The 26,855-nt window shown below is 41.5% G+C and carries 26 protein-coding genes, 1 pseudogene and 1 riboswitch; of the genes and pseudogenes, 5 read left to right on the top strand and 22 right to left on the bottom strand.

The genetic code is table 11. The features are described 5' to 3' along the window. Positions 1–33: 33 nt before the first annotated feature. Positions 34–303, bottom strand: a complete 270-nt coding sequence (locus tag O0550_RS02775) for a post-transcriptional regulator (protein ID WP_258425589.1) — start codon at positions 301–303, stop codon at positions 34–36. 146 nt (positions 304–449) lie between these two features. On the opposite strand from O0550_RS02775, the gene spoVB reads away from it, so the two are divergent. Further along, positions 450–2,033, top strand: a complete 1,584-nt coding sequence (spoVB, locus tag O0550_RS02770; protein WP_101667682.1) for a stage V sporulation protein B — start codon at positions 450–452, stop codon at positions 2,031–2,033. Here spoVB and O0550_RS02765 read toward each other — a convergent pair whose 3' ends face one another. Both O0550_RS02765 and corA read right to left on the bottom strand, forming a co-directional pair. Next, entirely contained in the window at positions 2,034–2,750 is a 717-nt protein-coding gene (locus tag O0550_RS02765; RefSeq protein ID WP_258425588.1) for a DUF421 domain-containing protein, read from the bottom strand. Between the two features lie 89 nt (positions 2,751–2,839). Next, complete coding sequence (gene corA / locus O0550_RS02760; RefSeq protein ID WP_003338347.1) at positions 2,840–3,817, bottom strand: magnesium/cobalt transporter CorA; 978 nt, start codon at positions 3,815–3,817, stop codon at positions 2,840–2,842. A gap of 144 nt (positions 3,818–3,961) precedes the next feature. On the opposite strand from corA, the gene O0550_RS02755 reads away from it, so the two are divergent. Next, a complete protein-coding gene (locus tag O0550_RS02755) occupies positions 3,962–4,339 on the top strand; it encodes a TIGR04086 family membrane protein (RefSeq protein WP_003338348.1) in 378 nt (125 codons plus the stop codon). A gap of 81 nt (positions 4,340–4,420) precedes the next feature. Here O0550_RS02755 and yajC read toward each other — a convergent pair whose 3' ends face one another. The 7 genes from yajC to O0550_RS02720 form a co-directional block, all read right to left on the bottom strand. Next, positions 4,421–4,747, bottom strand: a complete 327-nt coding sequence (gene yajC, locus O0550_RS02750; RefSeq protein ID WP_003345325.1) for a preprotein translocase subunit YajC — start codon at positions 4,745–4,747, stop codon at positions 4,421–4,423. A gap of 19 nt (positions 4,748–4,766) precedes the next feature. Further along, entirely contained in the window at positions 4,767–5,897 is a 1,131-nt protein-coding gene (gene tgt / locus O0550_RS02745) for a tRNA guanosine(34) transglycosylase Tgt (RefSeq protein ID WP_003338351.1), read from the bottom strand. A gap of 122 nt (positions 5,898–6,019) precedes the next feature. Beyond that, positions 6,020–7,048: a tRNA preQ1(34) S-adenosylmethionine ribosyltransferase-isomerase QueA gene (gene queA, locus O0550_RS02740; protein ID WP_003345323.1), complete on the bottom strand. Its 1,029-nt coding sequence runs from the start codon at positions 7,046–7,048 to the stop codon at positions 6,020–6,022. Positions 7,049–7,097: 49 nt separating this feature from the next. Continuing rightward, complete coding sequence (gene ruvB, locus O0550_RS02735) at positions 7,098–8,105, bottom strand: Holliday junction branch migration DNA helicase RuvB (RefSeq protein WP_003338353.1); 1,008 nt, start codon at positions 8,103–8,105, stop codon at positions 7,098–7,100. Between the two features lie 5 nt (positions 8,106–8,110). Further along, entirely contained in the window at positions 8,111–8,731 is a 621-nt protein-coding gene (ruvA, locus tag O0550_RS02730; RefSeq protein WP_003338354.1) for a Holliday junction branch migration protein RuvA, read from the bottom strand. Beyond that, positions 8,728–9,228, bottom strand: a complete 501-nt coding sequence (gene ruvC / locus O0550_RS02725) for a crossover junction endodeoxyribonuclease RuvC (protein WP_003345320.1) — start codon at positions 9,226–9,228, stop codon at positions 8,728–8,730. The genes ruvA and ruvC overlap by 4 nt, the downstream gene beginning before the upstream one ends. A 238-nt stretch (positions 9,229–9,466) precedes the next feature. Further along, positions 9,467–9,658, bottom strand: a complete 192-nt coding sequence (locus O0550_RS02720; RefSeq protein ID WP_022585784.1) for a hypothetical protein — start codon at positions 9,656–9,658, stop codon at positions 9,467–9,469. A 185-nt stretch (positions 9,659–9,843) separates the two neighbouring features. On the opposite strand from O0550_RS02720, the gene O0550_RS02715 reads away from it, so the two are divergent. Further along, positions 9,844–11,007, top strand: coding sequence for a hypothetical protein (locus tag O0550_RS02715; protein WP_003338357.1), 1,164 nt, complete (start codon positions 9,844–9,846; stop codon positions 11,005–11,007). A gap of 86 nt (positions 11,008–11,093) precedes the next feature. On the opposite strand, the gene O0550_RS02710 is transcribed toward O0550_RS02715, so the two are convergent. The 3 genes from O0550_RS02710 to O0550_RS02700 form a co-directional block, all read right to left on the bottom strand. Continuing rightward, positions 11,094–12,407, bottom strand: a complete 1,314-nt coding sequence (locus O0550_RS02710; RefSeq protein WP_022585786.1) for a nucleobase:cation symporter-2 family protein — start codon at positions 12,405–12,407, stop codon at positions 11,094–11,096. Between the two features lie 25 nt (positions 12,408–12,432). Next, on the bottom strand, positions 12,433–13,029 hold the full coding sequence (locus O0550_RS02705) for a xanthine phosphoribosyltransferase (protein WP_003345316.1): 597 nt from the start codon (positions 13,027–13,029) through the stop codon (positions 12,433–12,435). A 204-nt stretch (positions 13,030–13,233) separates the two neighbouring features. Continuing rightward, positions 13,234–13,338: riboswitch (purine riboswitch) on the bottom strand. A 238-nt stretch (positions 13,339–13,576) separates the two neighbouring features. Next, the gene (locus tag O0550_RS02700) at positions 13,577–14,182 is read right to left on the bottom strand and encodes a BofC C-terminal domain-containing protein (RefSeq protein WP_003338360.1); all 606 of its coding nucleotides are present in this window, start codon (positions 14,180–14,182) and stop codon (positions 13,577–13,579) included. A 297-nt stretch (positions 14,183–14,479) separates the two neighbouring features. Between O0550_RS02700 and O0550_RS02695 the strand changes: the two genes are divergently transcribed. Continuing rightward, positions 14,480–17,020, top strand: coding sequence for a bifunctional 2',3'-cyclic-nucleotide 2'-phosphodiesterase/3'-nucleotidase (locus O0550_RS02695; protein WP_258425587.1), 2,541 nt, complete (start codon positions 14,480–14,482; stop codon positions 17,018–17,020). 66 nt (positions 17,021–17,086) lie between these two features. On the opposite strand, the gene O0550_RS02690 is transcribed toward O0550_RS02695, so the two are convergent. From O0550_RS02690 to O0550_RS02680, 3 genes are all read right to left on the bottom strand, one after another. After that, entirely contained in the window at positions 17,087–18,901 is a 1,815-nt protein-coding gene (locus tag O0550_RS02690) for a glycerophosphodiester phosphodiesterase (protein ID WP_003338363.1), read from the bottom strand. 259 nt (positions 18,902–19,160) lie between these two features. Beyond that, positions 19,161–20,153, bottom strand: coding sequence for a phosphotransferase (locus O0550_RS02685; protein WP_003346136.1), 993 nt, complete (start codon positions 20,151–20,153; stop codon positions 19,161–19,163). Positions 20,154–20,168: 15 nt separating this feature from the next. Then, the gene (locus O0550_RS02680; RefSeq protein WP_003346139.1) at positions 20,169–20,558 is read right to left on the bottom strand and encodes a hypothetical protein; all 390 of its coding nucleotides are present in this window, start codon (positions 20,556–20,558) and stop codon (positions 20,169–20,171) included. A gap of 136 nt (positions 20,559–20,694) precedes the next feature. Between O0550_RS02680 and O0550_RS02675 the strand changes: the two genes are divergently transcribed. Further along, positions 20,695–21,306: a hypothetical protein gene (locus tag O0550_RS02675; protein WP_258425600.1), complete on the top strand. Its 612-nt coding sequence runs from the start codon at positions 20,695–20,697 to the stop codon at positions 21,304–21,306. Between the two features lie 83 nt (positions 21,307–21,389). Here O0550_RS02675 and safA read toward each other — a convergent pair. From safA to O0550_RS02645, 6 genes and pseudogenes are all read right to left on the bottom strand, one after another. Beyond that, a pseudogene (gene safA, locus O0550_RS02670) lies at positions 21,390–21,545 on the bottom strand (SafA/ExsA family spore coat assembly protein); the annotation flags it as partial. 124 nt (positions 21,546–21,669) lie between these two features. Continuing rightward, a complete protein-coding gene (ilvE, locus tag O0550_RS02665; protein ID WP_003338366.1) occupies positions 21,670–22,551 on the bottom strand; it encodes a branched-chain-amino-acid transaminase in 882 nt (293 codons plus the stop codon). 59 nt (positions 22,552–22,610) lie between these two features. Beyond that, positions 22,611–23,483 (bottom strand): prephenate dehydratase, encoded by an 873-nt coding sequence (gene pheA, locus O0550_RS02660; protein WP_003338367.1) that lies wholly within the window; start codon positions 23,481–23,483, stop codon positions 22,611–22,613. Positions 23,484–23,519: 36 nt separating this feature from the next. Beyond that, entirely contained in the window at positions 23,520–24,458 is a 939-nt protein-coding gene (gene thrB, locus O0550_RS02655; protein ID WP_258425586.1) for a homoserine kinase, read from the bottom strand. A gap of 13 nt (positions 24,459–24,471) precedes the next feature. Then, on the bottom strand, positions 24,472–25,530 hold the full coding sequence (gene thrC, locus O0550_RS02650) for a threonine synthase (protein WP_121473666.1): 1,059 nt from the start codon (positions 25,528–25,530) through the stop codon (positions 24,472–24,474). Then, the gene (locus O0550_RS02645) at positions 25,523–26,848 is read right to left on the bottom strand and encodes a homoserine dehydrogenase (protein ID WP_003346145.1); all 1,326 of its coding nucleotides are present in this window, start codon (positions 26,846–26,848) and stop codon (positions 25,523–25,525) included. The genes thrC and O0550_RS02645 overlap by 8 nt, the downstream gene beginning before the upstream one ends. Positions 26,849–26,855: the final 7 nt, after the last annotated feature.

Genomic DNA, 26,855 nt, shown 5'->3' with positions numbered 1-26,855 from the left:
TATGCCCATTATAGACTTGTAGAAAAATGCATGTCAAATTACGCCGTTATTTTTATACATATTAATCATCACATAGTTCATATATTTGCTAATTTTTAAGGAGAGGATATCGTTAACAAGACGATGTAGAGTGGGGCGTTCTTCTCCTTTATAGGCTGATATCACACACTCCCATATCTCTTCAGGAGTAATGTTATCGTAACCCAAAATCAAAAATTCCTCTGCCTTACTTTTGCATAAAATTAACATTTCCTGATATTTGTCAACCTCGATAAAGCTCATCATATTCTCTTTATTCTCCATTTTCTACACCTCTTTACGTGACCTTTGTTGTTATAAAATGTTTCTCCCACACATAAAATCTAGTCATGCCCTAGGTGGCACGTCCATATGGTAATAGTGTAGTAAATAAAGCTTAAGGTAAATGTTAAAGAGAAGGGGCTATCCCTATGAAAAAATCCTTTTTTTACGGTACCATGGTACTCATCGTAGCAGGCGCCATTACTAAGGTTTTTGGTTTCGCCCATCGTATTATTCTTTCCCGCTTAATTGGTTCAGAAGGTATGGGACTGTACCAAATGATCGTCCCACTTCTCTACTTTCTGATTACCATTACTACATTTGGGTTGCCTGTTGCCATCGCTAAACAGGTTGCAGAAGCGGAAGCAGCCAAAGATCGCCAGCAAACAAGAAGATTCCTCTATTTGGCCCTAGCTATTACAACTGGACTGAGTACCCTAGTCACCTTATTGTTAGCTGTTGGTGCTCGTTTTTTTACGGAATTGTTCTTTACGGACTCCCGCACCCATCTGTTATTGCTGACAGCTTTACCTATTCTACCAATCGCTAGTGTCTCGGCTGTCTTGCGCGGTTATTTTCAGGGAAAACAAAATATGGTGCCTACAGCCCTCTCTCAATTGATTGAGCAAATAGTCCGTATTTTGATAGTAATAGGTATGACCTTGACACTCGCCCCTTACGGAATTTTCATTGCTACCATTGGTGCAGTCTGTAGCATTTTATTAGGTGAGCTAGCCGGCCTATTATACATGATATGGAATTATAAAAAGAACAAACGCGAACTAGGCGATCTGTTTAAACGACCCGGCTCACGTCGGGCATTGTTTCAAAAAAGCTCCCCGGCTATCATGCAGCTCTTGCATGTATCGCTGCCTGTCACAATGAGCCGCGTAGTAGGTTCTATTGCTTATGTAATGGAACCAATGCTTGTCCCCTATGCGCTTATATTAGCAGGATATAAAACCATTCAGGCGACCTCCTTATATGGTCAATTTTCTGGAATGGCTGTCCCTCTGTTACTTTTCCCTACTTTTCTTACCTATTCGTTATCCATTTCAATGGTTCCTGCTGTTGCAGAAGCCGCTTTTGAGAAGAACAGCAGGATGGTTCATCGCCGCATTTATCAAGCCATGCGTATTACGCTGGTCATCGGGGCTCCCTGTGCTGTTTTATTATATGTATTTGCAGAGCCTCTCTGTCAACTATTATACAAGCAGGCTGAGGTCGGCCTATTATTAAAGCAATTGGCACCATTCTCTGTATTTTTGTTTTTCCAGGCTCCATTAGCCGCTGCTCTACAGGGTTTGGATCAAGCACATGTTGTATTCCGTAACACCCTGATTGGCACAATCGTCAAGATAGCATCCATGTTTATACTGACATCTCGCCCTGAATTTGGAATTAACGGGGCGATCATTGCGCTGAATTTAAACATTACGTTGGTAACAATGCTCCATTTTGCTAGCCTCGTCAAAGGGATTGGGTTTACTATTCAGGTTGGCGAATTTGTAAAAATTGGTTTTGCTATGCTGGCTATCGGCTATTGTAGCACGTATATGTCTGAGCACTGGTTCAAAGATACTAGCTTACTCCATATGCTAACAATATGCTCTTCTGCTTCTATGCTTCTCTACTTAGTATTACTTGTTAGTATGAAGGTACTGGGAAAACAGGATGTAGCCCGCATTCCTTGGATTGGTCAGCAATTGAGCATGTTCTTCCCCCGCAGATGATTATTTGCGGGGGTATTGTGTTTTATTTACAAACAGCTTCCCTTGCTCATCAATGCTACAAAACATAATCTCGTTCGTATGACGATAACCTTGTTTTTTTAATTCCTGCTTAAGCCAAAATATATTTTTACCGATTTTTTCTACAGCATCCGTCTGTACTTCCCCATCCATAATTAAGGGAATGGGAAAATTCACAGTAACACCTGTTAAGGATTTTTTAGGCTTCTTTTCTTGTAAACCTAAATCTTGCAAGGTAACAGGTGATTTTTCCGGTTTCGTAAATACGCTGACTTTGCCTGTCGTTTCCAATATAGCAAATTCAACATCTGCTAGGTTTTTTACATTTTCTTGTCGTAGGTGAATCAATAGGTCATCTAGGTTAAGTCGATTTTTTTTCAACGCTTCTTCCCTTATCTCACCATTTGCAATCAAAACATCTGCTTCTCCGTTAACGAAGTTCCTGATCTTTTTACTTTTCATAAACAAATAGGCCATTCCTATTTCCAACAGCATGATAAGGATCATGGGCGAAAACATGTGCAGAAGTGGTTTCTCCACCTGATCAATGGCAAGCACCGCCATTTCTGCAAGCATGATCGAAATGACTACATCAAACAAAGACATTTGACCCAGTTCTCTTTTGCCCATCAGCCTCATGATGAGTAGGAGGAAAAAATAACTAAAGAGGGTACGCATAAGTATGGTTAGTAGCTCCACGGTATAAGACCTCCCACATGTTCATCTACCTTATTTAGTAGTGTCCACGGGTCAATCCTACCTTATGCGTCCCTCTCTTTTCCTTTCTGTTATAGCCATTTTTTCTTTTTAAAGACATAGAGCATCCACGATGTCAATAAAATCATTGAACCGAATGCGATGACAAACATGACAGGCTCTGCTTTATCCCCCATCCATTCAAAGGTGTTCATTCCAAAGATCCCTGTGATAAAGGTTAGTGGCAGAATAACAGTAGAGATAATAGTCAGGATACGTACTGTTTCATTACTTCTGCCCGTAATAATCGTGTAATAAGTATCTAGTGCACCGTTTACTAAATCCCGAAATGTTTCTGTTGAGTCTACGATTCGCTCCAAGTGATCCGTTAAGTCCACATAGAAAGGAACATTTTCCTCTGAGATATCGAACGAATACCGACCGTTCACATTGGCAAAAATCCGCTTTTGTGGCAAAATCACGCGGCGTATTAAAATCAAAGTACGCTTTAACGCTAAGAATTCCTCTGTAATTTCTTCAGTTTGATGCTCGTAGATCTCATCCTCTAAATCATCAATACGGACACTTAAGCGATCCATAATTGGAAAGTACTCATCGGTAATCCCGTCAACAATGGCATACAACAAATAATCCGGACCACGATTTAAGAAGGAATTACTGCGATGACATTGAGCTGCAATGCGCCCAATCGTATTCATTGGTGATTTATGAATAGTAACAATGTAGTTCGGACCAAGGAAAACATTAAGCTCTACTGTAGTAATCTCGTTATCGCTTTCCTCATTATAACGCAGCGCGTGAAAAACGAAGAAATAGTAGTCATCATATTTATCCACTTTTGCACGCGGGCTGACGTGCAAACAGTCCTCAATGGCCAATGGGTGAAACTCAAAAATTTTCGCAATGTAATGCAGTTCCTGATTACCTACATCATACAGATCAATCCATAATAAATCCTCAGGAGATTTCAGCCATTGATCCTTGGTTGTTAAATCTACATCGTGGATCATCTTCTGTTCGGAATGATTATAAAAATAGGTTTTTATCATCGGTATCCTCACCCCCGTTTTTTTCCCTTATCCATCATACGAAAATTCGCGGCGATGTTCAATCAAGAGATGAATAAGCCTGTCAAGCCTCTCATATAGATGGTAATAAGAAAATGAATCATAAAGAGAGGATGGGATCGTGTTATGCGCAGTCATTCCGCCTCGGTGATGACGGGATTATTTCTAACGCTTGGACTTGTCTTGCTAGGTTCTATTTTTGCTGCATTACTTCTTTCCTTTACCAGTGTCAAGGAAAGCTCTCTACCTTACTTTAGCTATGTCATTAACATTTGCAGCTTGTTGATTGGCGGCTTTGTAACGGGGCGCAAATGCGGCGCACGCGGCTGGTATTATGGAGGTTTAACCGGTTTAGGCTATTTCTTTCTCGTCTTACTGATCGGTTTCCTAGGCTTTAATGCTCCGCTTAATTTTTCAACCTTATTGTACACTCTCTTTGCCTTTCTTATCGCAGGGATTGGCGGTGTTTTCGGTGTAAATACGACCAATCGGCGAAAATATTAGGCTTATAGATCAAAGGGCATGATCTGTTGACAAGGAAAAAAGCTGTTAGCATATCGCTAACAGCTTTTTTGTGTTTATGATTTATTTCGTATCTTCAGCAGGTGCTTCCAGTTCCTCTTTTTTCGTTTCCGCTACTTCTTTAGTAGGGCTAGAAACTGAAACAGCATTTACTGCACCGCGGTCGAACGTCATGTGTACATTGTGAGAAACCTTTAAAATAAGTGTATCGTCAGTAATGTCTTGGATAGTGCCATGCAGTCCTCCAATTGTTACAACGCGATCCCCTTTTTTCATAGCTGCCAACATTGCATTGCGTTCTTTATTACGTTTTTGTTGAGGGCGAATCAACAAAAAGTAAAAGATCACAAACATAATAATAATCGGCAACAATCCACCTAAACCTTGCATGGTTCATCCTCCTTAGTTCTTAGAAAGATCTATTTTCACCCAATCCATATTGGGCAAAAAACTGGTCTCTGAAATCTTTCAAACGATCTTCACGGATCGCTTGGCGCACTTTCTCCATCAATTTAATGAGGAAGTGCAGATTGTGGTGCGTAGTTAAACGAATGCCAAAGGTCTCTTCAGCTTTGATCAAATGACGAATGTAAGCACGCGTATAATTCTTGCACGTGTAGCAGTCGCAATTAGGGTCAAGTGGAGTAAAATCGCGCGCAAACTTTGCATTGCGTACGACTAACCTTCCTTGGCTCGTCATGCATGTCCCATTTCGAGCTATACGAGTTGGCAACACACAGTCAAACATATCAATTCCACGAAGCGCCCCTTCTATGAGGGCATCTGGAGAACCTACACCCATTAAATAACGAGGTTTGTTATCCGGAAGCAATGGAACTGTGTAATCTAGCACTTCATACATTAACGGGAATGGCTCACCTACACTAAGTCCGCCGATGGCATACCCCGGGAAGTCCATCTGTACAAGGTCACGCGCACTTTGTTCCCGTAAATCCTGATACATACCGCCTTGTACAATCCCGAATAAAGCTTGATCTTCCTTGCGCTCGTGCGCGCGTAAGCAACGCTCTGCCCAACGGGTTGTCCGCTCCATCGATTTTTTTACATAATCGTACTCGGCTGGATACGGGGCACATTCATCAAAAGCCATCATAATATCGGCACCAAGTGCATTTTGAATCTGCATCGCTTCCTCAGGTCCAATAAACAGCTTTTCCCCATTTAAGTGAGAGCGAAAAGATACACCCTCTTCTGTAATCTTACGTAAATTGCTTAAACTAAATACCTGAAATCCACCACTATCTGTTAAAATAGCTCCGTTCCAGTTCATAAATTTATGCAAGCCACCTGCTTCTTTAACGATCTGGTGACCCGGACGCAAGAATAGATGGTACGTATTACTTAAAATAATGTTAGCGCCCATCCCGCTGATTTCTTCAGGGGACATGGTTTTAACTGTGGCTTGAGTCCCAACCGGCATGAATGCTGGGGTTTCAAAAGTACCATGCGGGGTATGAACTCGTCCCAGTCGTGCGCCAGTCTGTTTGCACGTTTTAATTAATTCGTAGCGTACTGCCAAAGTCTCTGCACTCCTCAATAACCAGATGTGAACACCATCTGTTTTATTAGCATGTTTTTCCTACGTCTTATCTATTATAAAAGGTATGATCACGAATCACAAGAAAACGCATAAAAATTCTTTTATTTAATTAACATCGCATCTCCAAAACTAAAGAAACGATACTTGCGGGCAATCGCATCCTGATAAGCACGAAGAACATTTTCACGTCCAGCCAAAGCACTAATTAGCATGACCAGCGTTGATTTAGGTAAATGGAAGTTTGTTAAAAGCCCGTCAATAATCGCAAATTCATAGCCAGGATACATAAAAATATCCGTCCAGCCAGACTGAGCAACTAGCTTGCCACCATGTTCTTTTGCAATAGTCTCCAGTGTTCTACAAGATGTAGTGCCGACAGCAATGACTCGCTTACCTGCCTCTTTTGCACCATTGATCAGATCAGCCATTTCCTGTGTCAATTGATAATGCTCAGCATGCATAACATGCTCTTCAATTACATCTGCTTCCACCGGACGGAAAGTTCCCAATCCCACATGCAAAGTAACATAGGCTAGTTTAATCCCTTTTTGCTGAAGCTTATCCAAATATTCTTGTGTAAAATGCAAACCTGCTGTCGGTGCCGCTGCAGAGCCTAATTCCTTAGAGTAAACAGTCTGATAGCGTTCGCGATCATCTAGTTGTTCATGAATATAAGGCGGCAGGGGCATTGAGCCTAATCGATCTAAAATCTCATAGAAAATTCCCTCGTAGGAGAATCGAACAATTCGTCCTCCTGTTGGTGTAATCTCTTCGCAAACACAGCGAAGCATACCATCACCAAACTCTATCTCAGTTCCTACTTTAAATCGTTTCCCTGGACGTGCTAAGGTTTCCCAACGGTCATCCCCAAGCGACTTAAGTAACAGAATCTCAATTTTAGCCCCTGTCTCGCTTTTTACGCCAATCAAACGGGCGGGCAACACGCGACTGTCATTAACAACCAGCACGTCCCCCGCTTCTAAATACGTAAGTAAGTCCGTAAACTGCTGATGAGTTACTTCACCTGTTTGTTTATCAAGAACAAGCAAGCGAGACCCTGTGCGATCCTCAAGTGGATGCTGGGCAATCAACTCTTCAGGCAGGTCAAAATCAAATAAAGTTACATCCACGTCTCTCTAATCTCCTTTTTTGCAATTCATTGCTGTTGGACAAATCCTTCTAAGACTCAGAAGGCATTGGGAGTTGAAAATGCGTGTAGCATGCTGGTGTCGCAATACGTCCACGCGGTGTTCGCTGAATGAACCCAATTTGTAGCAAATAAGGCTCACAAACATCTTCAATCGTTTGTGATTCTTCCCCAATGGTAGCTGCAATCGTATCTAGTCCTACTGGTCCGCCTGCAAATTTTTCGATGATGGCAAGAAGTAATTTATGATCAATATGATCGAGTCCGCAAGCATCCACCTGAAGTCTGACTAAAGCTTCATGGGCAATTTCTTGGGTAATAATTCCTTCGCCCTGAACCTGAGCGAAATCCCGGACACGTTTTAATAAGCGATTGGCAATACGCGGTGTCCCTCGGGAGCGCCTGGCAATTTCTAGAGCCCCACCTTCTTGCATCCCAATTTGCAGGATGTCTGCTGCACGCGACACAATGAAAGCTAATTCTTCAATTGTATAAAATTCCAAACGATTAACGACCCCAAATCGATCGCGCAACGGAGACGAAAGTAAGCCCGCACGCGTCGTAGCCCCTATTAAGGTAAAGGGCGGCAGGTCAAGTCGGACATTGCGAGCACTCGGCCCTTTTCCTATGATGATGTCTAAAGCAAAATCCTCCATCGCTGGATACAAGACTTCTTCTACACTGCGATTTAGTCTATGTATCTCGTCAATAAACAGCACATCCCCCTCTTGAAGATTCGTAAGGATGGCAGCTAAATCACCTGGTCGTTCAATCGCGGGTCCAGAGGTTGTTTTTAGGTTCACACCTAGTTCATTAGCTATAATCTGGGATAAAGTTGTCTTTCCTAAACCTGGAGGTCCATATAATAATACATGGTCCAACGCCTCTTTTCGCATTTTAGCAGCTTCGATAAAGACCTTTAAATTCTCTTTTACCTGCTTTTGCCCGATGTATTCGGATAAGAAGCGAGGACGCAAACTAAATTCATTAGCATCTTCTTCCCACTGCATATGGGTGGTAATAATCCGATTATCGTCCATCTTCTTTATCCCCTCATAAAGAGCGCAAGCCCCTGTTTAATCAATTGTTCTACACTAGCCCCCGATTTAGCTGATTCCAGCAATGTAGGACGAATCCCTTGTGTTTCGTTGTCTGAATAGCCTAAAGCCATCAACGCCTGCATAGCTTCCTCTAAAGCAGCCATATCGGAATTTCCCTTCACCAATAAAGATTCTGGTGCAGTTGTAACCAGCATAGACGGTGTAAAGCCCTTCAACTTATCTTTCAAGTCTAAGATCATGCGCTGGGCCGTCTTCTTCCCAATCCCAGGAAACTTTGTTAAATAAGTCACATTCTCTTGTTGAACAGCAGAAACAATTTGGTCAGGTGTAGCCCCAGCCAAGATAGCTAATGCGCCTTTTGGTCCGATGCCATTCACATCAAGCAGTCGGCGATATAAATCACGTTCATCTCTGGTTGCAAATCCATATAAATGAATCGCATCCTCACGTACATGGTGATGCGTAAATAATCGGCAAGACTTCCCTTCATCTTTCACAAAATAATAAGGATTAGGACAAAAAATGCGGTAACCAAGCCCACCTGCTTGCACCACAACGTATTCCGTATCTATATATGAGACAATTCCTTCTACAAAATCAATCATTTCTTTGCACCTTCCGATATATCATAATACGTGCGGCTTTGAGCATGTGTAATCGCTACACCTAATGCGTCTGCTACGTCGTCTGGTTTTGGCACTTCTTTTAACTTCAATAACATCCGTACCATTTCTTGAATTTGCTTTTTCTCAGCTCCACCGTAGCCAGTCACTGCCTGCTTGATTTGCATTGGTGTGTATTCAAAAACCGGGATACCTTTTTGCTCCGCAGCCAAAATAATAACACCCCGAGCCTGTCCTACAGTAAAAGCCGTGGTCACATTTCGGTTAAAAAACAATTTTTCTATGCCCATTTCATCAGGCTTATACGTTTCCAAAAGCTCAATGGTAGCATCATACACTTGACGCAATCGTAGCGGCACAGGTGTATGAGCTTCTGTCTGTATGCTACCATACTGTACAGGCTTTAAGGAACTTCCTTCTTTATCGATAAAACCAAACCCGACAATTGCAATCCCCGGGTCAATTCCGACTATCCGCATTCCATTCTCTCCGCTTCTTCCTGTCTTCCTTTAACTGTAACACAAACCAGACAGATTGCGAACATGCATTTCCGTTGAAAGTTTGATAACCCCATCTATAAGCAATCAAGCCCTAGCTTTTTCTATCGTTCCACCCCTAAGCCCATTTCATTGATTCATGACAGAGCACGCAGAAAAAGCCTGCTGAGATATTCTCAACAGACTCCCCCTGCCTCGTTTCATAACGTGGGACGGCCAATTAGTGTTTGTTCATACCAAGCTCATCAGCTAAGTCATGCTGCATATGGGCGTAATCGTCTACTTCGTGCTGCATCTGATTCTCGATACTATTTATTTGTCGATAGTTCAATTTGTTATGACCTTGGTTGAGCTGAACATACAAGCGTTGATGGAACTGGTCTTTGTAGCTTCCTCTAGGCATTGAAGACATACAAGAACTCCTCCTTCACATGGCCGTCCCCTACAGTATGCGATGTTGATGATTGCGGTATGTATCCCGATTTTACCTATTAGCGTTCGATCAGTAATGGATAACAAGCTTAGAATGAAATGGATTTCTGGAAGCATCCTATAACTAAAGTCGATTTCATTTGTCATTTTAAAGGGGGACATGTTATGAAGAAGAAATCCTTTTCTAGTCTCTATTTTCTGCTAATCTGCTTTTGTTTACTATTTTCCCCCACCACTGTTTTCGGAAAACATCATGTGTACGTAAACGAAACAAATAAACTCGTTCCATTTTCCCCGGGTTCCCTGCCTCAAGGGGGCATTACCATCATTGTAAAAACCTCTGTACATGCTGCTTTTCAATCGAAGCTGACAATATCAGGTCAGGAAAAATGGGGACAGCTAATTGAAGCTAGCCCACGTATTTCAAGCTCTGAACCAGAATTTATTCGGGCTATCATCTATACGGAAAAAAATCGTTATCTATATAGTGATGAGCAGCGGTTATTTGAACAAGACTCCTATCGGGAAGTACTAGTAACAAATTCATTGCGTACACATCTTGAAAAATGGGTTTCTTTAACCGAACAAAAGCATTACGGTTTATTATCGCCGTGGAGCGAGGTACAACAAAACTTTAAACGTATGGCTTACGGAACTGTCACAGATATTGAATCAGGTGAACAATTCCGTGTACAGCGTCGAGCTGGTAGTGATCATGCTGACGTACAACCTTTAACCAAGCAGGATACTCTCATTATGAAAAGGATATATCAGGGGAAATGGAGCTGGAAAAGGCGCGCCATATTACTGACCATAAACGGAAAACATTATGCGGCTTCCATGCACGGTATGCCTCACGGTGGTGATGGAATTCCTGGAAATCAATTTAATGGGCATTTTTGTATTCACTTCTTAGGCAGCTCGACTCATAAGCGTCATGAGCCGGATGCTGGCCACCAATTTATGATTCAAAAAGCGGCTGGAACACTCTATTCAGCTCTGCGGGAGGCTAGCCCGCTTCAAATTATTGATTATTATCTCACCTGTCTGCGGGAAGAAGAGCCTCTTGCTTCCTTTTTAGTTGCGGGATCACCAAGCTCTCTGACATCCATGAATGATCCCGTGTATGTTCGTGAACGGTTGCACCCGCTTTTAGATAAGATGACAGCGGAGGAGGAAACTAGCGATATGTTTTCAGTCACCATCCCTGTCAAACTCTCCTATGCTAAGAAAGGGAAAACCTATCAAAGAATCTGTTATTTTACCTTAGTAAGAGGATCACAGTGGGATCGTTGGCGAATCGCCGAAATGGAGCTTGTTGGTGAATAACAAAAAACGGTGATGTAAAAAGGATGTTCCCTAAGCAATCTTGCTGTTCGGAACATCCTTTCTTACCTTTTAACCTGAAATTGTCGTTATACAGAGACCGTTTCTGAGGTCGTCTGAGAAGCGTTTTTAACCGCCTTATCTTTTCGAGCCAAACAAATATTTAATACAATCGCGGTTAACGAGCCTGTAACGATCCCATTTTGCATAATCATCTTTGCCATACCTGGTAGCTGATCAAACATTTGTGGAACCACTGCGGAGCCTAAGCCTACTGCAATACTGCAAGCTGCAATTAAAAGATTTTCATTTTTAGATAGATCGACACTCGATAAAATATTAATACCCGATGCAACTACCATCCCAAACATAGCAATCATAGCCCCGCCTAGTACAGCATCGGGAATAACGGTTGTAAGTGCAGCCAATTTTGGCAGCATTCCCAATGTAACAAGAATTACGCCTGCTCCCATAATGGCTTCTCGACCTTTGATCCCCGTCAATGAAAGAAGCCCTACATTTTGTGAGAAAGCTGTATAGGGGAACGCGTTAAAGACACCACCCATTGTAATAGCAAGGCCTTCTGCACGTAAGCCTTTTACTACTGTTTTGGAGTCAATCTTGGTGTCCGTCACTTTTCCAACTGCAAAATAAACACCGGTAGATTCCACCATACTGATTATATTGACGATTATCATCGTTAGAATTGCCATTATATCAAAGCGCGGCGTACCGAAATAGAATGGTTGTACAATGCTGATCCAGGAGGCAGTCCACACATGTGAGAAGTCAACCATGCCTAAGAAAAAGGCGATCATGGTACCCGTCACAAGTCCAATCAATACGGCAACCGATCGAATAAATCCAGTAAAAAAACGATTAAACAACAGGATTAAAAGCAAGGTTAAAAAAGCTAGAAGTAAATTAGTAGGAGAGCCAAAAGATGCACTGCCTTCCCCACCAGCCGCATTCTTCATCGCGACAGGAATTAAGGATAAACCAATGATGGTAACGACTGAGCCTGTAACCACTGTTGGAAAAAAGCGTAGTAATTTACCAAACAAAGGTGCAAATAAAAATACAAAAATACCAGATACGATAATAGCACCATATGCAGTTGTTAAGCTGTTCCCTGCTGAAAGGGACACGGCAATGATGGGCCCTACTGCTGTAAAAGTACATCCGAGCATTACGGGAAGTCCCGATCCAATGTACCTTCCGCCATAGACTTGAAGCAAGGTCGCAAGCCCGCTGGTGAAGAGGTCTGCCGCGATTAGATATGCCATCTGTTGTGGTGTTAATCCCAATTCTTTACCGATAATAAGCGGAACGATAACAGCCCCTGCATACATCGCTAGAACCTGTTGAAAGCCCAAAGTAAATATCTTTTGCTTGCTTAACATTGCGCTCTATCTCTCCCTTTTTGCCTTACGATTTGCAGGCACCGATTTCCTCGATAAACTCAATACCTGTTTCTGGGGACATCGATTTAATTCGAGCTAACGAATGAATAGCAATCCCTCTTTCCTCAAGCAAGCCTCGGCCTTCCTGAAAGCTTTTTTCGATAACAGCACCTACGCCAACCAATTCGGCACCAGCTTCTTTCACAATGTCGCACAATCCTACTAATGCAGCTCCAGTAGCTAGGAAATCATCTACGATTAGTACGCGCTCACCCGGCTTTAAATAGGCTTTAGCCACACTAATCTGGTATGTTTCTTTACGTGTGAAAGAATGCACAGATGCCGTATATACATCATCCGATTGCGTAATTGCTTTTTTCTTTTTTGCATAAACAAAAGGGACTTGTAGCGCAAAGCCTGTTGCCATTGCAAATTGAATTCCACTCGCCTCGATTGTTAAAACCTTCGTAATGTTTTCTTTAGCAAATCGCTTCGCAAATTCTTCCCCGATCAGCATGGCTAGCTTGGAGTCCACCTGATGATTTAAAAAAGCATCTACCTTTAAAACCGTATCGGACAATACGTTTCCGTCCTGACAAATTCTTTCCTGTAATACCTTCATGAGTAGCCAAAAGCCCCTTTCCACATTTGCAACAAAGTATTTTAAAAAAACAAAAAAACCCAAAAGGACAAGGCACTTGAATAACAATGTTCAAGTGAAACCTGTCCTTCTGGGTTTTTATCCCTTAGGTGTACTTTGTATATAACAAAGCTTGCATCGCTTGGACCAGCCCTCTTGTCAACAAACGGATAACAAAAGCGGAACCCTAGATGCACTTTCACTCGTAGTCAGATGAGATGATCGGTCATCTGGTAGAAACTTATGGGCCATATCCCCAAGAATTATACGAGTCATTTGAAATTGAATAGGTACACTGTATCATACCCACTATTTTTCGACAAGCAGGAAACACATCCCGCTCCCAAACAATATTTTCCCATTATAAATAGGAAGCGATTACATAGTAGAGAATATTTGATCTACCCTTTCTCCTCCTAACATTCAAACAAATCAGTCCAATAAAAAACAACCAGCTTTTCTCATCAATCGAAATGCAATAGAGAAGCTAATTGTTTTTTTATTACTCAATAAATGAGCGGACTTTTGATTACTGAGACTCAATCTGTCGTTGAAATTCGCTAAAAGTAGATAAAATACTGTTATATTCAGCGAGATCATGTACACGGATACCTTTATACAAATGTCCAAGCTCTTCTTTAGAAAGGCTCGCTTTCATACTATCCGTGTTAATTCGATAAAAGGTTTGAATCACTTTCTGATAATCTGGCAACCCTTCAAAGAAGGTTAAAAAACCATCAGGTGATAAACCAAAGTAACCCTTCTCTTTACAAATAGGAGCAAGGTCATTCTCTTCTTTATGTAGCACAATATAATCTGGATGAACCGAAACCAGCTCCCAGCCGGCATACGGTTTCAATATTTGCTCTAAGGTTTGTTCTCTTACTTCTTTTTTCTCCTCATCCGTTACACCGCATACGTATGTACGGGTTAAGACGACCTGTCTTGGCATGGAGAATACAGGGACACTTTCATTCCCTTCCATTTGCGATAACATCCTATTTTTATCTACTTGATTCGTCAGCTTCATTTCAAGACGAGAAACCCAGAATCCCAATACTAAGCCTATTGTTAACACAAGAAACAACATTAGCCATTTCCACTTCAGTTTTGCTGGGCGCAATGATTTGAGCATAGCAGAAAAACCCCTTTAGATGGCGTTTTTCTCCTATTATTCTCCATCTGCAACGAGTTTTATACAATAGTAGATCACCGGATAAATCACGAACGTTTTTAATATGAGTTATATTATATTTCGTTATTATTGTTAGTGTAAGCGTTTTTCATGTCAGTCATTTCCCGTTTTACTCGTAAAATCTTCGTAAATTTTGTGTTGCTCCTCCTGATTTATCTGTCGAAAATGAAAAACTTGTGATATGATCGAACTTGTCCAATTCTCATCATTTTATAATATTTTAAGGGGGCTTTTCACTTGAAAAAGACACATCTACACAGTGTGCTAGCTACCTCCATGGTGCTAAGTATGTTTGCTCTTCCTACAGCTCATGTAGGTGCAGAGGGAGAAAGCATTATTAAATTACGTTTAATGGAAACAACTGATATCCATACAAACGTAGTGAACTATGACTACTATAAGGATGCTCCGACTGACCAATTTGGTCTAGCTAAAACAGCTACCTTGATCAAGAAAGCACGTGCAGAGGTTACAAACAGCGTTTTGTTTGACAATGGTGACTTGATTCAAGGAAATCCGCTTGGCGATTTCATTCATGAAAAAGGATTGAAAGATGGAGATGTTCATCCAATTTACAAAGCGATGAATCTACTTGACTATGAAGTAGGCAACATCGGTAACCATGAATTCAACTTTGGCCTTGATTATCTTCAAGCTTCTCTTAAAGGCGCAAAATTTCCATACGTAAACGCTAACATCTATATCGACGACAAGGATAACAATCCTGACAACGATAAAAACTACTTCACACCTTACCACATCTTTGAAAAGAAAGTAAAAGATGAAACCGGAAAAGAAGTAACAATTAAAATCGGTGCAATCGGATTTGCTCCTCCACAAGTAACTGCTTGGGACAAAGGTCACTTAGAAGGGAAAGTAATCGCTAAGGATATCATTGAAACGGCGAATAAATTCGTTCCTCAAATGAAAAAAGAAGGGGCAGACATCATCGTAGCAATTCCTCATTCTGGATTTGAAAAAGCTCCAGCAAAAGGAAATGACGAAAATGCCGTTTACTATCTAAGTAAAGTAGAAGGCATTGATGCTATCCTGTTTGGTCATGCGCACAAGCTATTCCCAAGCAAAGATTTTGATGGAATTGAAGGCGTTGACACAGCAAAAGGTACGATCAATGGTATTCCATCTGTTATGCCAGGCTTCTGGGGCGATCATCTAGGTGTTATCGACCTAACTCTTAAACAAGTAGATGGAAAATGGCAAGTGGTTGATTCCACAACTGAAGCTCGTCCAGTCTATGATGCTGCTACCAAAAAAGCTCTTGTAGAAGCTGATAAGGATATTCTTAATGCTGTAAAAGAAGACCATGAAAACACTTTAGGCTATGTTCGTGGACCAGTTGGCGAAACAAAAGCCCCAATCAACAGTTTCTTTGCATTAGTTAATGACGATCCATCTGTTCAAATCGTTTCAAACGCACAAAGATGGTGGGCAGAAAAAGCAACGCAAGGAACGGAATATGAAGGTACTCCAATCTTGTCTGCAGCCGCACCATTTAAAGCAGGTGGACGTAACGGTGCTGAATACTATACAGACATTAAGGCTGGAACAATTGCTGTTAAAAACGTTTCAGATCTATATATCTACCCAAATACAATTAAAGCTGTATTAATCGACGGTAGCCAAGTAAAAGAATGGTTAGAGCGTTCCGCTGGACAATTTAACCAAATCGATCCAACCAAAAAAGAAGAGCAAGCATTAGTTAATGATGCCTTCCCAACTTATAACTTTGATACATTGGATGGTGTAGAGTATCAATTCGATCTGACTCAGCCTTCTCGTTATGATATCAAGGGTACTTTGGTTAATGAAAAAGCAAATCGTGTAATTAACCTGCAATATAACGGTAAACCTGTCGATCCTAAGCAAAAATTCATCGTGGTAACAAATAACTATCGTGCTTTCGGTGGCGGTAACTTCCCTGGTATTGATGGTTCTAATGTCATCATCGATTCTCCAGACGAAAACCGCGAAGTGTTAATTAACTACATTAAAGAGCAAAAATCCTTCAATCCAACCGCTGATGGAAACTGGGGTTTTGCACCAATCAAAGGTGACATGAAAGTAACACTAACCTCTTCTCCTAAAGCAAAAGAGGTTGCTGAAAAGCTCGGATACATCAAGTATATTGGTGAGGGAGAAAACGGTTTTGCTAAATATACCATTGACCTTTCTACTACAACTCAAAAAGTAGCTGAATCTGCTGACGCTTCTAAAGAAGACGTGAAAAAAGAAGAACCTAAGAAAGACGACGCTTCTAAAGAAGACGTGAAAAAAGAAGAACCTAAGAAAGACGACGCTTCTAAAGAAGACGTGAAAAAAGAGGAACCTAAGAAAGACGACGCTTCTAAAGAAGACGCGAAAAAAGAGGAACCTAAGAAAGACGACGCTTCTAAAGAAGACGTGAAAAAAGAGGAACCTAAGAAAGACGACGCTTCTAAAGAAGACGTGAAAAAAGAGGAACCTAAGAAAGACGACGCTTCTAAAGAAGACGTGAAAAAAGAGGAACCTAAGAAAGACTTGAATAAACTAGTTGCTGTTCGTACAACGGCTGAGGGCTTAGGTATTCAAGTAGCCTACGACAATAAAACAAGAAGCGTTACTTTGACTAAAGGAGATGCAAAACTTGTTTATGTCCTTGGGGCTTCTGAAGTAATCGCTAATGGTAAAACCTTAGAAACAAATTCCGACATTGTGAAAAACCGTCTATTCCTACCAGTTGGTCTTTTGGAGGAAACATTCGGAGTAACAATTAAATAATTCTATGCAATGAAAAAAGAGAAAGGAAATTCCTTTCTCTTTTTTTTACTAAACCAAAACCGTCCCCTACTCTATACGAATAATTTTATCAAACATGGACTCCATCGCCTCAGTTGCCACTCGGAATGGCCCGTATTGTTTATGTTCCTGAGTAATCTGCCAAATTGCTTCATGAACATATTCGGGATAATCTGTAATTACCCCATCTACCCCCATTTTTAAGAAGGTATAAATGGCATCATAGCTATTGGCAGTCCAGACATAAACAGCTTTATTTAACGATTTTGCTTCCTTCAATACAGACTTGTTCAGCATGTATTCCTCCATTACGAAAAAATCACCTGGCAAGTCTTTTAAGCCTGTTCGATTAGCAAATAATACAAACCCTACCTGTAAATTTGGATTTGCTTTCTTGACGTTGTACACTACTGTATCATGCAAGGACTGGATAACGCATTCCGTTTCAAAGCTATTTTCTTTTATGATACGCAGCAGGTCCGTGATAACCTCCTGTTCCTGCTCGTGTCCATGTAGTTTTACCTCAATATTTAATTTGATTTTGTTTTTCGCATATTTGATGACTTCATCTAATGTACTAATCTTTCCAGTATCTCTTCCTTGACGCAGTGTGACCTCTCTTAACTCCGCTAACGTCATGTCATAAACATGTTTATCTACACCTGCAAGCCGAGCTAAATTAATATCATGTATAACGACAAGCTGCTTGTCTTTCGTCTGTAGAATATCAATCTCAGCATAGTCAGCATGTGCATCAATAGCTCCTTGTATGGCTTCCAGAGTATTTTCTACCCCTTTTTCCGTTGCTCCCCGATGTGCCATCGTTATTGGTTTATGCTCGAAAGCTGGAAACACATACAAAAAGTTAACAACAGCTATAATAATCACACTAATGATAGCCATGTAGCTAATAAGTAATTTGTACTTATGTCTTTTTACAAATGTAGGATGTTTATCTGGACAGACATGAGGATCATCCATTACGTGGATCTCTTCCTCACCAGCTTTACGAATATAAAACCAAGTCATAATAGACAGCATTAATGGTGTTAAAAAGATGGCAAAAATATAAATAAGATGCGTATATACTATCGCCCCTAAAGCAGCCAGATAGCCGTTGCCTGTTGATGTAGAAAGTCGGTACAATAGTTCAGAAACCCCATCTACAGATAAAAACAATAAGAACAGCCCTGCAATGGTAAAAAGAGCTACAACCACAATACGCCCTAGATTTTTTTTTACAATTTCCCCACTTTTTTTAGCCGCTCTCCAAAAGCTTTTCTCCTCAAGAACTATAATTGGTAAAGCAAACATCCAACGAATGTTAATACAAAATACTACGAAAAGTACACCGATGTACAAATAAACGCCATATTCCATTTTAAATAATTCGCCTGTAATAAAATTAGGGATAGCTAATGTCGGAAGTAAGGTGCTACTGACCCCCAGCTTCATCAGAGGACGCAGTAACAATAGATAGAGGGCAAAAACGGGCAACGAAAAAGTAAACAGGGCCTGTAATGGTGATAACGCTTTACGTAGCACAAAGCGTAAATGCACTTTCTGTTCCTTACCTGCGTAATAGATCAATAGGATTAACACGGCAAACTCATAAAATATAATCAGAACAGAAAATATCATCAGCAACACACTGGCTAGAATTCCATACTCCGTGAGAAAAAAGTATAAGAGATCCTTATTTGCTGCATAGGTATAGCCACTCTGTTGGATTAGGTTTTTCAACACTACTGATAAGAAAGGAATCACAATTATGATCGTAAATAGACGATACATAATCTCAAATAATAAGATATTCCAGAAAGAATACTTTAACGTTTTCCACACATATTTGAATAAATTCATCCCGTTTTCTCCTTATAACTCACCATCTTTATCTTTTATGATAAACCCTGTTGATTAGTCGATTCGTTATGAAATCATGTTTATAATTATAGGATAAAATTTATTTCTAAGTAAAGTTTTCCTAGAAATCACAACTGCTTTCATGAAAACTACATGATTTTCTTCCTGTGAAGCTGCCTGCACACATATAGAGCTTGTTTTCATACATGTAGCGATGGATTTTTTGAACAAAAAAGAGCGACCTGTTGTCGCTCCTTTATTAATAATAGCCTTCTTTAAAGAACCTTCTACGTTCACGTTTTAATTTACGTTCCAGTTGCAATAAATGTGTGACACTTTTTATTCGGTAGCCTGGTAGCTTATTATAGATACCTGTAATTTCACGTAAAGGATTATCTGGGTAACGGAGTAAATGATAAATCATTTGAATTTCATCATCAGATAAATGCTTAATCTTGTGATAAGATTCGATTGCCTGATGATAAATACGCTTATCGTAATTATGCAAAAATAGCATACGACTTGCTATCTGAACCAGATCTACAATTTGCATATCAGGAGCTACAGTATCTAAATCAATTAAATAACAACTACCCGATTCCTTAATTAAAAAATTGTGACTAGCTACATCTCGATGAGCTAAGGTGCCGTAATAATGAGCCTGCTCCATTTGCTGATTAATTGGCATTTGATTAACAACCTGTAAGACTTCCTGCCCATCTCTCTTAATCTCTTTCGCCATGCCTTGAATCATTAGCTCAAATCGATTTTGCGGACCGCGCGTAGCAATTCGTTTGGAAATTCGCTGAAATTGTTCCAGTCTCCTCTCCCATTTTTCTAAAATAGGCGGTTTGCTGAATTCCATTTCTGACAAAAAAGGGTAAGTAGGAAAACCCTCTGCAGCTAGGTGAAATCTAGCCAATGCAGTCACTGATTTTTTAATGTCCCCTACATTTGTATAAGTAGCATCTCTACCATTTATTTCTTTCATGACAGTGTAGAATCGGTCTCCAATCGGTTGCACTTTATGACCATAGGAGTTCGCTACGTATTTCACGGTATTATAAAAACCTTGTTCTCGCAGTACGTCAGCTAAATGCGTAACCCATAAGGCCTTCTCTTCTTCCGCATACCCTTTGACAATCCATGCCCCTCGATCGGTGCGAACAGAAAAAACGCTTCGTTGGGGTTTCATCCCTACTATCTTACAGCTAAACGCTTTTTCTAACGCTTTTATAAAGTTGGCATCCATTTAGACTGTTTACCTTCAGAAAGGTGTAAACGAGGATTCTTCATGACCTTTATCCCATTTTGGCCACATCTCTGGACGAGGTACATTAGGATTGGTAGGCATGTGTTGTACGTGATGTCCATACATATCTGAAGATGAATGTGGGTAGGGTTGAACATGCGGGCAATGTTTGGACTGCGGATACTGCTTCATATGCGGATAGGGCTGGGGCATTGAAGGTCCCGGGCAAACAGGTGGATAAGGATTGATCGGTTGATGGAACCCTGACTCTGAGTAAGGATAAGCGGTTTTATGTTCTGGAGTGCAATCATCCTCCACCCATTTATGAGCATGGGAAATACTACTTTCCTGACATGAACTATCTGCTTCTCTAGGTCGATGATGTGGCTGTGGACTCTGCTCCATGCAACTGCTTGTGCTAGAAGGACTCATACTTGTTATGTGATCTGGAGTACATGAACTAGAAGTAGTAGATGAATACTCCGAACATTCTGGTTTACAATCAGGCGGGCGAGGTGCTACGGCTGGCGGATACATTGGAATGACTATTGGTGGTGGACATATCGGCGGTGGACATGGTGGCGGCGGACACATAAGTGGATATGGCATGGGTACTGGAAACGGTCTTAGTATTGGTGGCTGTGGCCGCATTGTTGGACATGGTGGACATGGCGGACATGGCGAACATGTTGGACATGGCGGACATGGCGGACATGTTCGACTTGGTGGGCATGGTGGACATGTTGGGCATGGTGGACATGGCACCGGTTTGGGCATTTCTTTCTTGGGTGGCAGTGGTTTAGGTTGTGGTACTGGTCTTGGTGCTGGTATAGGCATTTCTTTCTTGGGCGGCAATGGTTTAGGTTGTGGTTGTGGTTGTGGTTGCGGTTGCGGTACCGGTCTTGGTGCTGGTCTTGGTACAGGTACTGGTATAGGTATTGGGATTGGAACACGTCGTTTGGGCATTTCTTTCAAAGGTGGAATCTCCCTTTTTGGCATTTCCTTAGGCGGTGCTGGCATTACTGGTGGTGGAGATGGTACAGGCGGTACAGGTGCAACAGGCGGCACAGGTGGCGGCATCATTTCTGGTGACTCCATCATCTCCGGTGATTCATATGCTGGAGGTATTGGCATCTCCTTGCTCGGCATCTGAGGCACAGGTCTTTCTTTCATCGGTCTTTCCATGTGCGGTCGGTGTTCCATTCCCGGTCTTCTAGGTTTACCTGTTGGTATTTTTACTCTCATTCCAGGCATAATTTTATCCGGATTTTTTATTGTTGATTTGTTTAGATTCAATAGTTCTTGAAAGTCGACACCATATTTCTTAGCAATCTTCCACATGGTGTCCCCTTTTTGTACGATATGGATTTTCACTACTGCCTCTCCTCTCATACTTGAGTCCCTACCATGTTATGCGCCTCTAGGCGTTTTGCTCCTGTTCAATTTATCGCATAAAAAAAACAGAGCCATAAATATTTACCGGCTCTGTTCTCCGTTACTTTTAGATTTCTTTCCTTTATTTGTATACTTTTACACCATCTACTTGGACATAACGGCGGAATTCTTCCAGCAATTGTTTTGTCACAGGACCTGGTTTTCCGTCACGAATTACTCGTGCATCTACTTCTGATACTGAGATTACCTCTGCTGCTGTCCCGGTCAGGAATACTTCATCAGCAATATAGACATCATGACGAGTGAAAGGTTCCTCTTTAACCACATAACCTAGTTCTCTAGCGATATCCATAATCGCTTGACGTGTAATGCCATCCAACGCACCTAAGTATGTAGGAGGCGTATAAATGACACCTTTTTTTACAAGAAAAATATTATCGCCTGATCCTTCAGTTACATAGCCCTCGCTATTTAGCATTAACGCTTCACTAACACCAGCCATGCTAGCTTCCATACGCACCATAACGTTGTTTAAATAATTTAGAGATTTAATCTTTGGATTCAATGCATCTGGTTTGTTGCGACGTGTTGGAACTGTCACAATTTTTAATCCTGTCTCATATAATTCTTGCGGAAATAGTCGAAGCTGTTCAACAATAATAACAATATTCGCCCGTTTACAGCTACGAGGATCAAGACCTAAATCCCCATCGCCACGCGAGATTACAAGTCGTATATAGGCATCACGCAGTTCATTTTTTCTAACGGTTTCGACTACTGCATCCATCATTTCTTCTATTTTCATTGGAATAACGAGCATGATGGATAGTGCGGATTCATATAAACGTTCGATATGCTCTTGCAGGCGGAATATATTACCATTATAAACACGAATTCCTTCAAAAATTCCATCGCCATACAAGAAGCCATGATCATAGACAGAAATTTTTGCATTTTCTTTTTCTACAAATTCACCGTTTAAGTAGATCAACTGCTGCGTCATGCTACTTCACCCTTTTTTCTAACGTTTTTGAATAGTATAAATCTATATGCAACATAGCGTCAATTCTTTTCACCTATACCCCTATAGGCGAACACTGGATAGCTACCCAGTAAACGAACCTGACACCCCAATGCCTCTATCTCCGCAAAAGCGCCTGGCATTAACACTGTGTCCATGCCCTGTACGATATCCAATACAAAATAATAGCTACCCAGACCTTTTTTCGTAGGTCGTGATTCGATGCGGGACAAATTCAATTTGCGCCAAGCGAATGCTGCCAATACCTGATACAGTGCCCCTGAATAATCTTCGGGTAATGTGACCAATATGGTTGTTTTATACTTATCAGATACCGGTAAATCTAACTGACTTTTTCCCACCAGCACAAATCTCGTAAAATTGTTAGCATAGTCCTGGATGCTTTCCTGAGCGAGAAAAAGCGGGTATATTTCTGTATTTAATCTCGTTCCAATAGCCGCCCATGGTTGATCTGGTTCTTCACTTACAAGTTTAGCTGCTGACGCCGTACTGTTGGTATATTCAATCTCTACATGTGGCAAGTATTTTTGTAGGAACAAGCGACATTGGGCAATCGCATGCGAATGAGAGAAGACCTTTGTAATCTGCTGGAATAAAAGAGGCTTTGGCCTAACTGCCATTAATAGGTGCTGTGTGATTGGTAGAGCTAATTCTGCTAAAATAGGCAGTTTCTCCCCATGTATTAAGCCATCCATCGTTAAATTAACTGTTCCTTCAATTGAATTCTCAATGGGTACCACACCAAAATCGGCCTGATTCGTATTAACTGCTTCCAGCACATCAAGGATGCTTACATATGGCTGAGTTGTAAGCTCCTCTTGAATAGGCAAATGACGTACTGCCTCCTCTGTAAATGTGCCAGAAGGTCCTAAAAAAGCTAGTGTTCTCCCCATTATACTTCATGCTCCCATCTGATGTTTTTCTATGCATTATGCTGTATATACAGGGCTTGTGTCAATAATTGCCCCATTATCATCAGGAAAGAGAACCATAGTAGAATAGCTTAATTGATTTTTCTGCATTACTTGTTCAATAAATTGTAACAGTCTTTGCTCTGCTTGATCATGTTCGAAAAAGCAAAGAATGGTTGGCCCTGCTCCTGACAAGGCTGCTCCTAAGGCGCCGTAATCCTGTGCTTTTTCCACAATCTCAGATAGGCCTGGAACTAATGCTGTACGATAAGGCTGATGTAGACGATCCTGCATAGCAGTAGCCAATAAATCTAAACGGTCTTGAGCAAACGCAGCAACCAATAAGCTTGCACGTGAAATATTATAAACCGCATCTTCACGGGAATATTGATCAGGCAATGCTTTCCTCGCTTGATGAGTAGACAATTCAAAATCAGGAATGACTACCAGTGTCTTCAATCGCTCAGGAACCGAAAATTTAGCATAAGGAACTTGCTCAGCTTCATTATCTGGTAACGCTGAAATAATTAGACCCCCAAATTGTGAAGCTCCTACATTATCTGGATGTCCCTCCCAACGGCTGGCAAACGTAAAGAGCTGTCCATCTGTAAACGGCTTACCTGCAAGGACATTCGCTGCGATTAGAGCACCTACAACTACCGCTGCACTACTGCCAAGCCCTCTAGTCAGGGGAACCTCAGTCTCTACCTCAATAAATAATTCAGGTATAGGAAGCGAGGCCTTCTCAAATAAGAAGGCCGCCACTTCGTAAAGTAGATTGGTTTTATCTTGAGGCAAGCTAGCAAGCTCTGGTCCCACTAATCGAATCGCAGTTTGCTCGGCAATGCTCATGGTTATGGTTGTATAAAGCTGGAAAGCAAGACCGATTGTATCAAAACCAGCACCCAGATTGGCTGTGCTAGCTGGTACTCTCACTGTTACTTTCTGTATTGACATGCTGACACCTACTTTACTTTTTGATCAGTCCCATGACATCTTCTCTTGTTGCAGGCACTTTCACGGGTTCATTGGCAATGGTCTTAATTGCGATGCTCGGATCTTTTAAGCCGTGCCCAGTCAAGACGCATACGATGCGAGCTCCTTGTGCCAACTGTCCCATCCGGTGTAATTTAATGATACCTGCAAAGGAGGCTGCAGAGGCAGGCTCACAGAAGATGCCCTCTTTTTTAGCCAACAGCTGGTACGCTTCTAAAATCTCCTCGTCTGTGACACTTTCGATGCGACCATTTGACTGCTTCAATGCCTGTAAAGCTCCAGCTTTGCTAGCAGGATTCCCGATACGAATCGCTGTTGCAATTGTTTCAGGCTGTTCTACAGGATGCCCTAAGACAAGTGGGGCTGCTCCTGCTGCTTGAAATCCATACATTTTTGGTAGGGCGGTAATCTTACCTGCTCGATGATATTCTGTAAAGCCCTTCCAATAAGCTGTGATATTACCTGCATTTCCAACTGGAATTGCTAAAATATCAGGAGCTTCTCCTAAACGATCACATATCTCAAAGGATGCTGTTTTTTGCCCTTCAATTCTATATGGATTTACCGAATTAACTAAAGTAATGGGCTCTTCTTGTGTAATTTGTTGGACAATGCGCAATGCTTCATCAAAATTGCCGTTGATTGAAATGACTTCTGCTCCATAAGCAATTGCTTGGGCCAATTTACCCAGGGCAATGTTTCCATCTGGAATTAATACGATACAACGCAGTCCTGCACGAGCTGCATAAGCGGCAGCGGCAGCAGATGTATTACCTGTTGAAGCACACATAATGGTATTGCTTCCCTCTTCCACTGCCTTGGCAACTGCCATCACCATGCCTCGGTCCTTAAAGGAGCCGGTCGGATTTAACCCCTCATATTTAAAGTGAAGCTCTACTCCCCACTCTTCAGATAAGCGAGCTGCATGGACCAATGGAGTATTTCCCTCATGCAGGGTCAAAAGAGGCGTATTTTCTGATACGGGCAAAAATTCTTTATACTGTGCGATAATCCCTAGTCTATCCTTACTCATTATGAACAGCACCTGCTTCCTTATCTGTACCCTCCACCTGATAGTAGCTCTTAATTTCGCTAATCACATCCATGCCCTCTAGCGTTTTTAGTACGGATGCCACATTATATTTGGAGGAAGTATGTGTAACCATTACAATCTCGGATTGACCGCTATCCTGATACGGCTGTTGGATAACCTGATCCAAACTAACATCCTTTTCTGCTAACAGGTTTGTAATTTGAGCAAGTACGCCACGCTTATCTGCAACGATCAGTCGTATGAAGTATTTCGAGAATTTTTTATCATCAGTTTTTAGCTTTTTCTCTTTGTATGGGGCCACTGTTCCACGTCCATTTACACCTAATTTCATATTTTTTACTACGCTAATCAAATCAGAAACCACTGCTGTAGCCGTTGGCATCTCACCAGCTCCAGGTCCATAAAACATCGTTTCTCCCACCGCTTCCCCATGAACATACACCGCGTTAAACACGCCATTCACAGAAGCTAACGGGTGAGACTTATGAACCATTGTAGGCTGTACGCTTACTTCAATCTCATCGTTATCGCGACGTGCAATTCCTAGCAGCTTAACTTCGTAGCCTAATTTTTTCCCGTAAGCAATATCCTCTTTATTAACCTTGCTAATACCTCTTACCTGTACATCTTCCAAATTCATCGGAACACGGAAGCCAAGTGTAGAGAGGATTGCCATCTTTCTAGCGGCATCGAAGCCTTCCACATCGGCAGTCGGATCAGACTCTGCATATCCAAGGGCTTGAGCTTCAGCCAGTACTTCCCGATATTCAGCCCCTTCCTTGCTCATTTTCGTCATAATATAGTTAGTCGTACCATTTACAATCCCCATCATTTTAGTGATTCTGTCCGAGGAAAAGCCTTCTACCAAAGCGCGAAGTATCGGAATTCCCCCAGCAACACTCGCTTCATAAAAAACATCGCATTTTTTTTCTTGGGCTTTATGCAATAGCTCTGCACCATGCAACGCCATTAAATCCTTATTTGCAGTGACTACATTTTTCCCTTTTGCAAGAGCCTTTAGCAGATAATCTTTTGTAGGGTGTATGCCACCAATTACCTCAACAATGACATCAATATCGGGGTCTTCTATTAAATCATCCGCGTTCGTGGTGATTTTCTCCTGATCAATTACGATACTCCGGGCTTTTTCTTTGTCCTGTACCAGAATCTTATGAATCTCAATGCTCAGGCCCGTTTGGTTAAACAGGTCCTCCTGATGAGCGTCCACAATCCGAACTACACCTGTTCCTACCGTTCCAAGTCCCATCAAGCCTACTTTTACCTGCTTTTTCTCCATGCTTACG

It is taken from the genome of Brevibacillus halotolerans (assembly GCF_026891775.1).
GTDB classification, from domain to species: Bacteria; Bacillota; Bacilli; order Brevibacillales; family Brevibacillaceae; genus Brevibacillus_B; species Brevibacillus_B halotolerans.
Note: the sequence above shows the minus strand (reverse complement) of the source record. Positions and strands in the feature narration are given on the sequence as shown.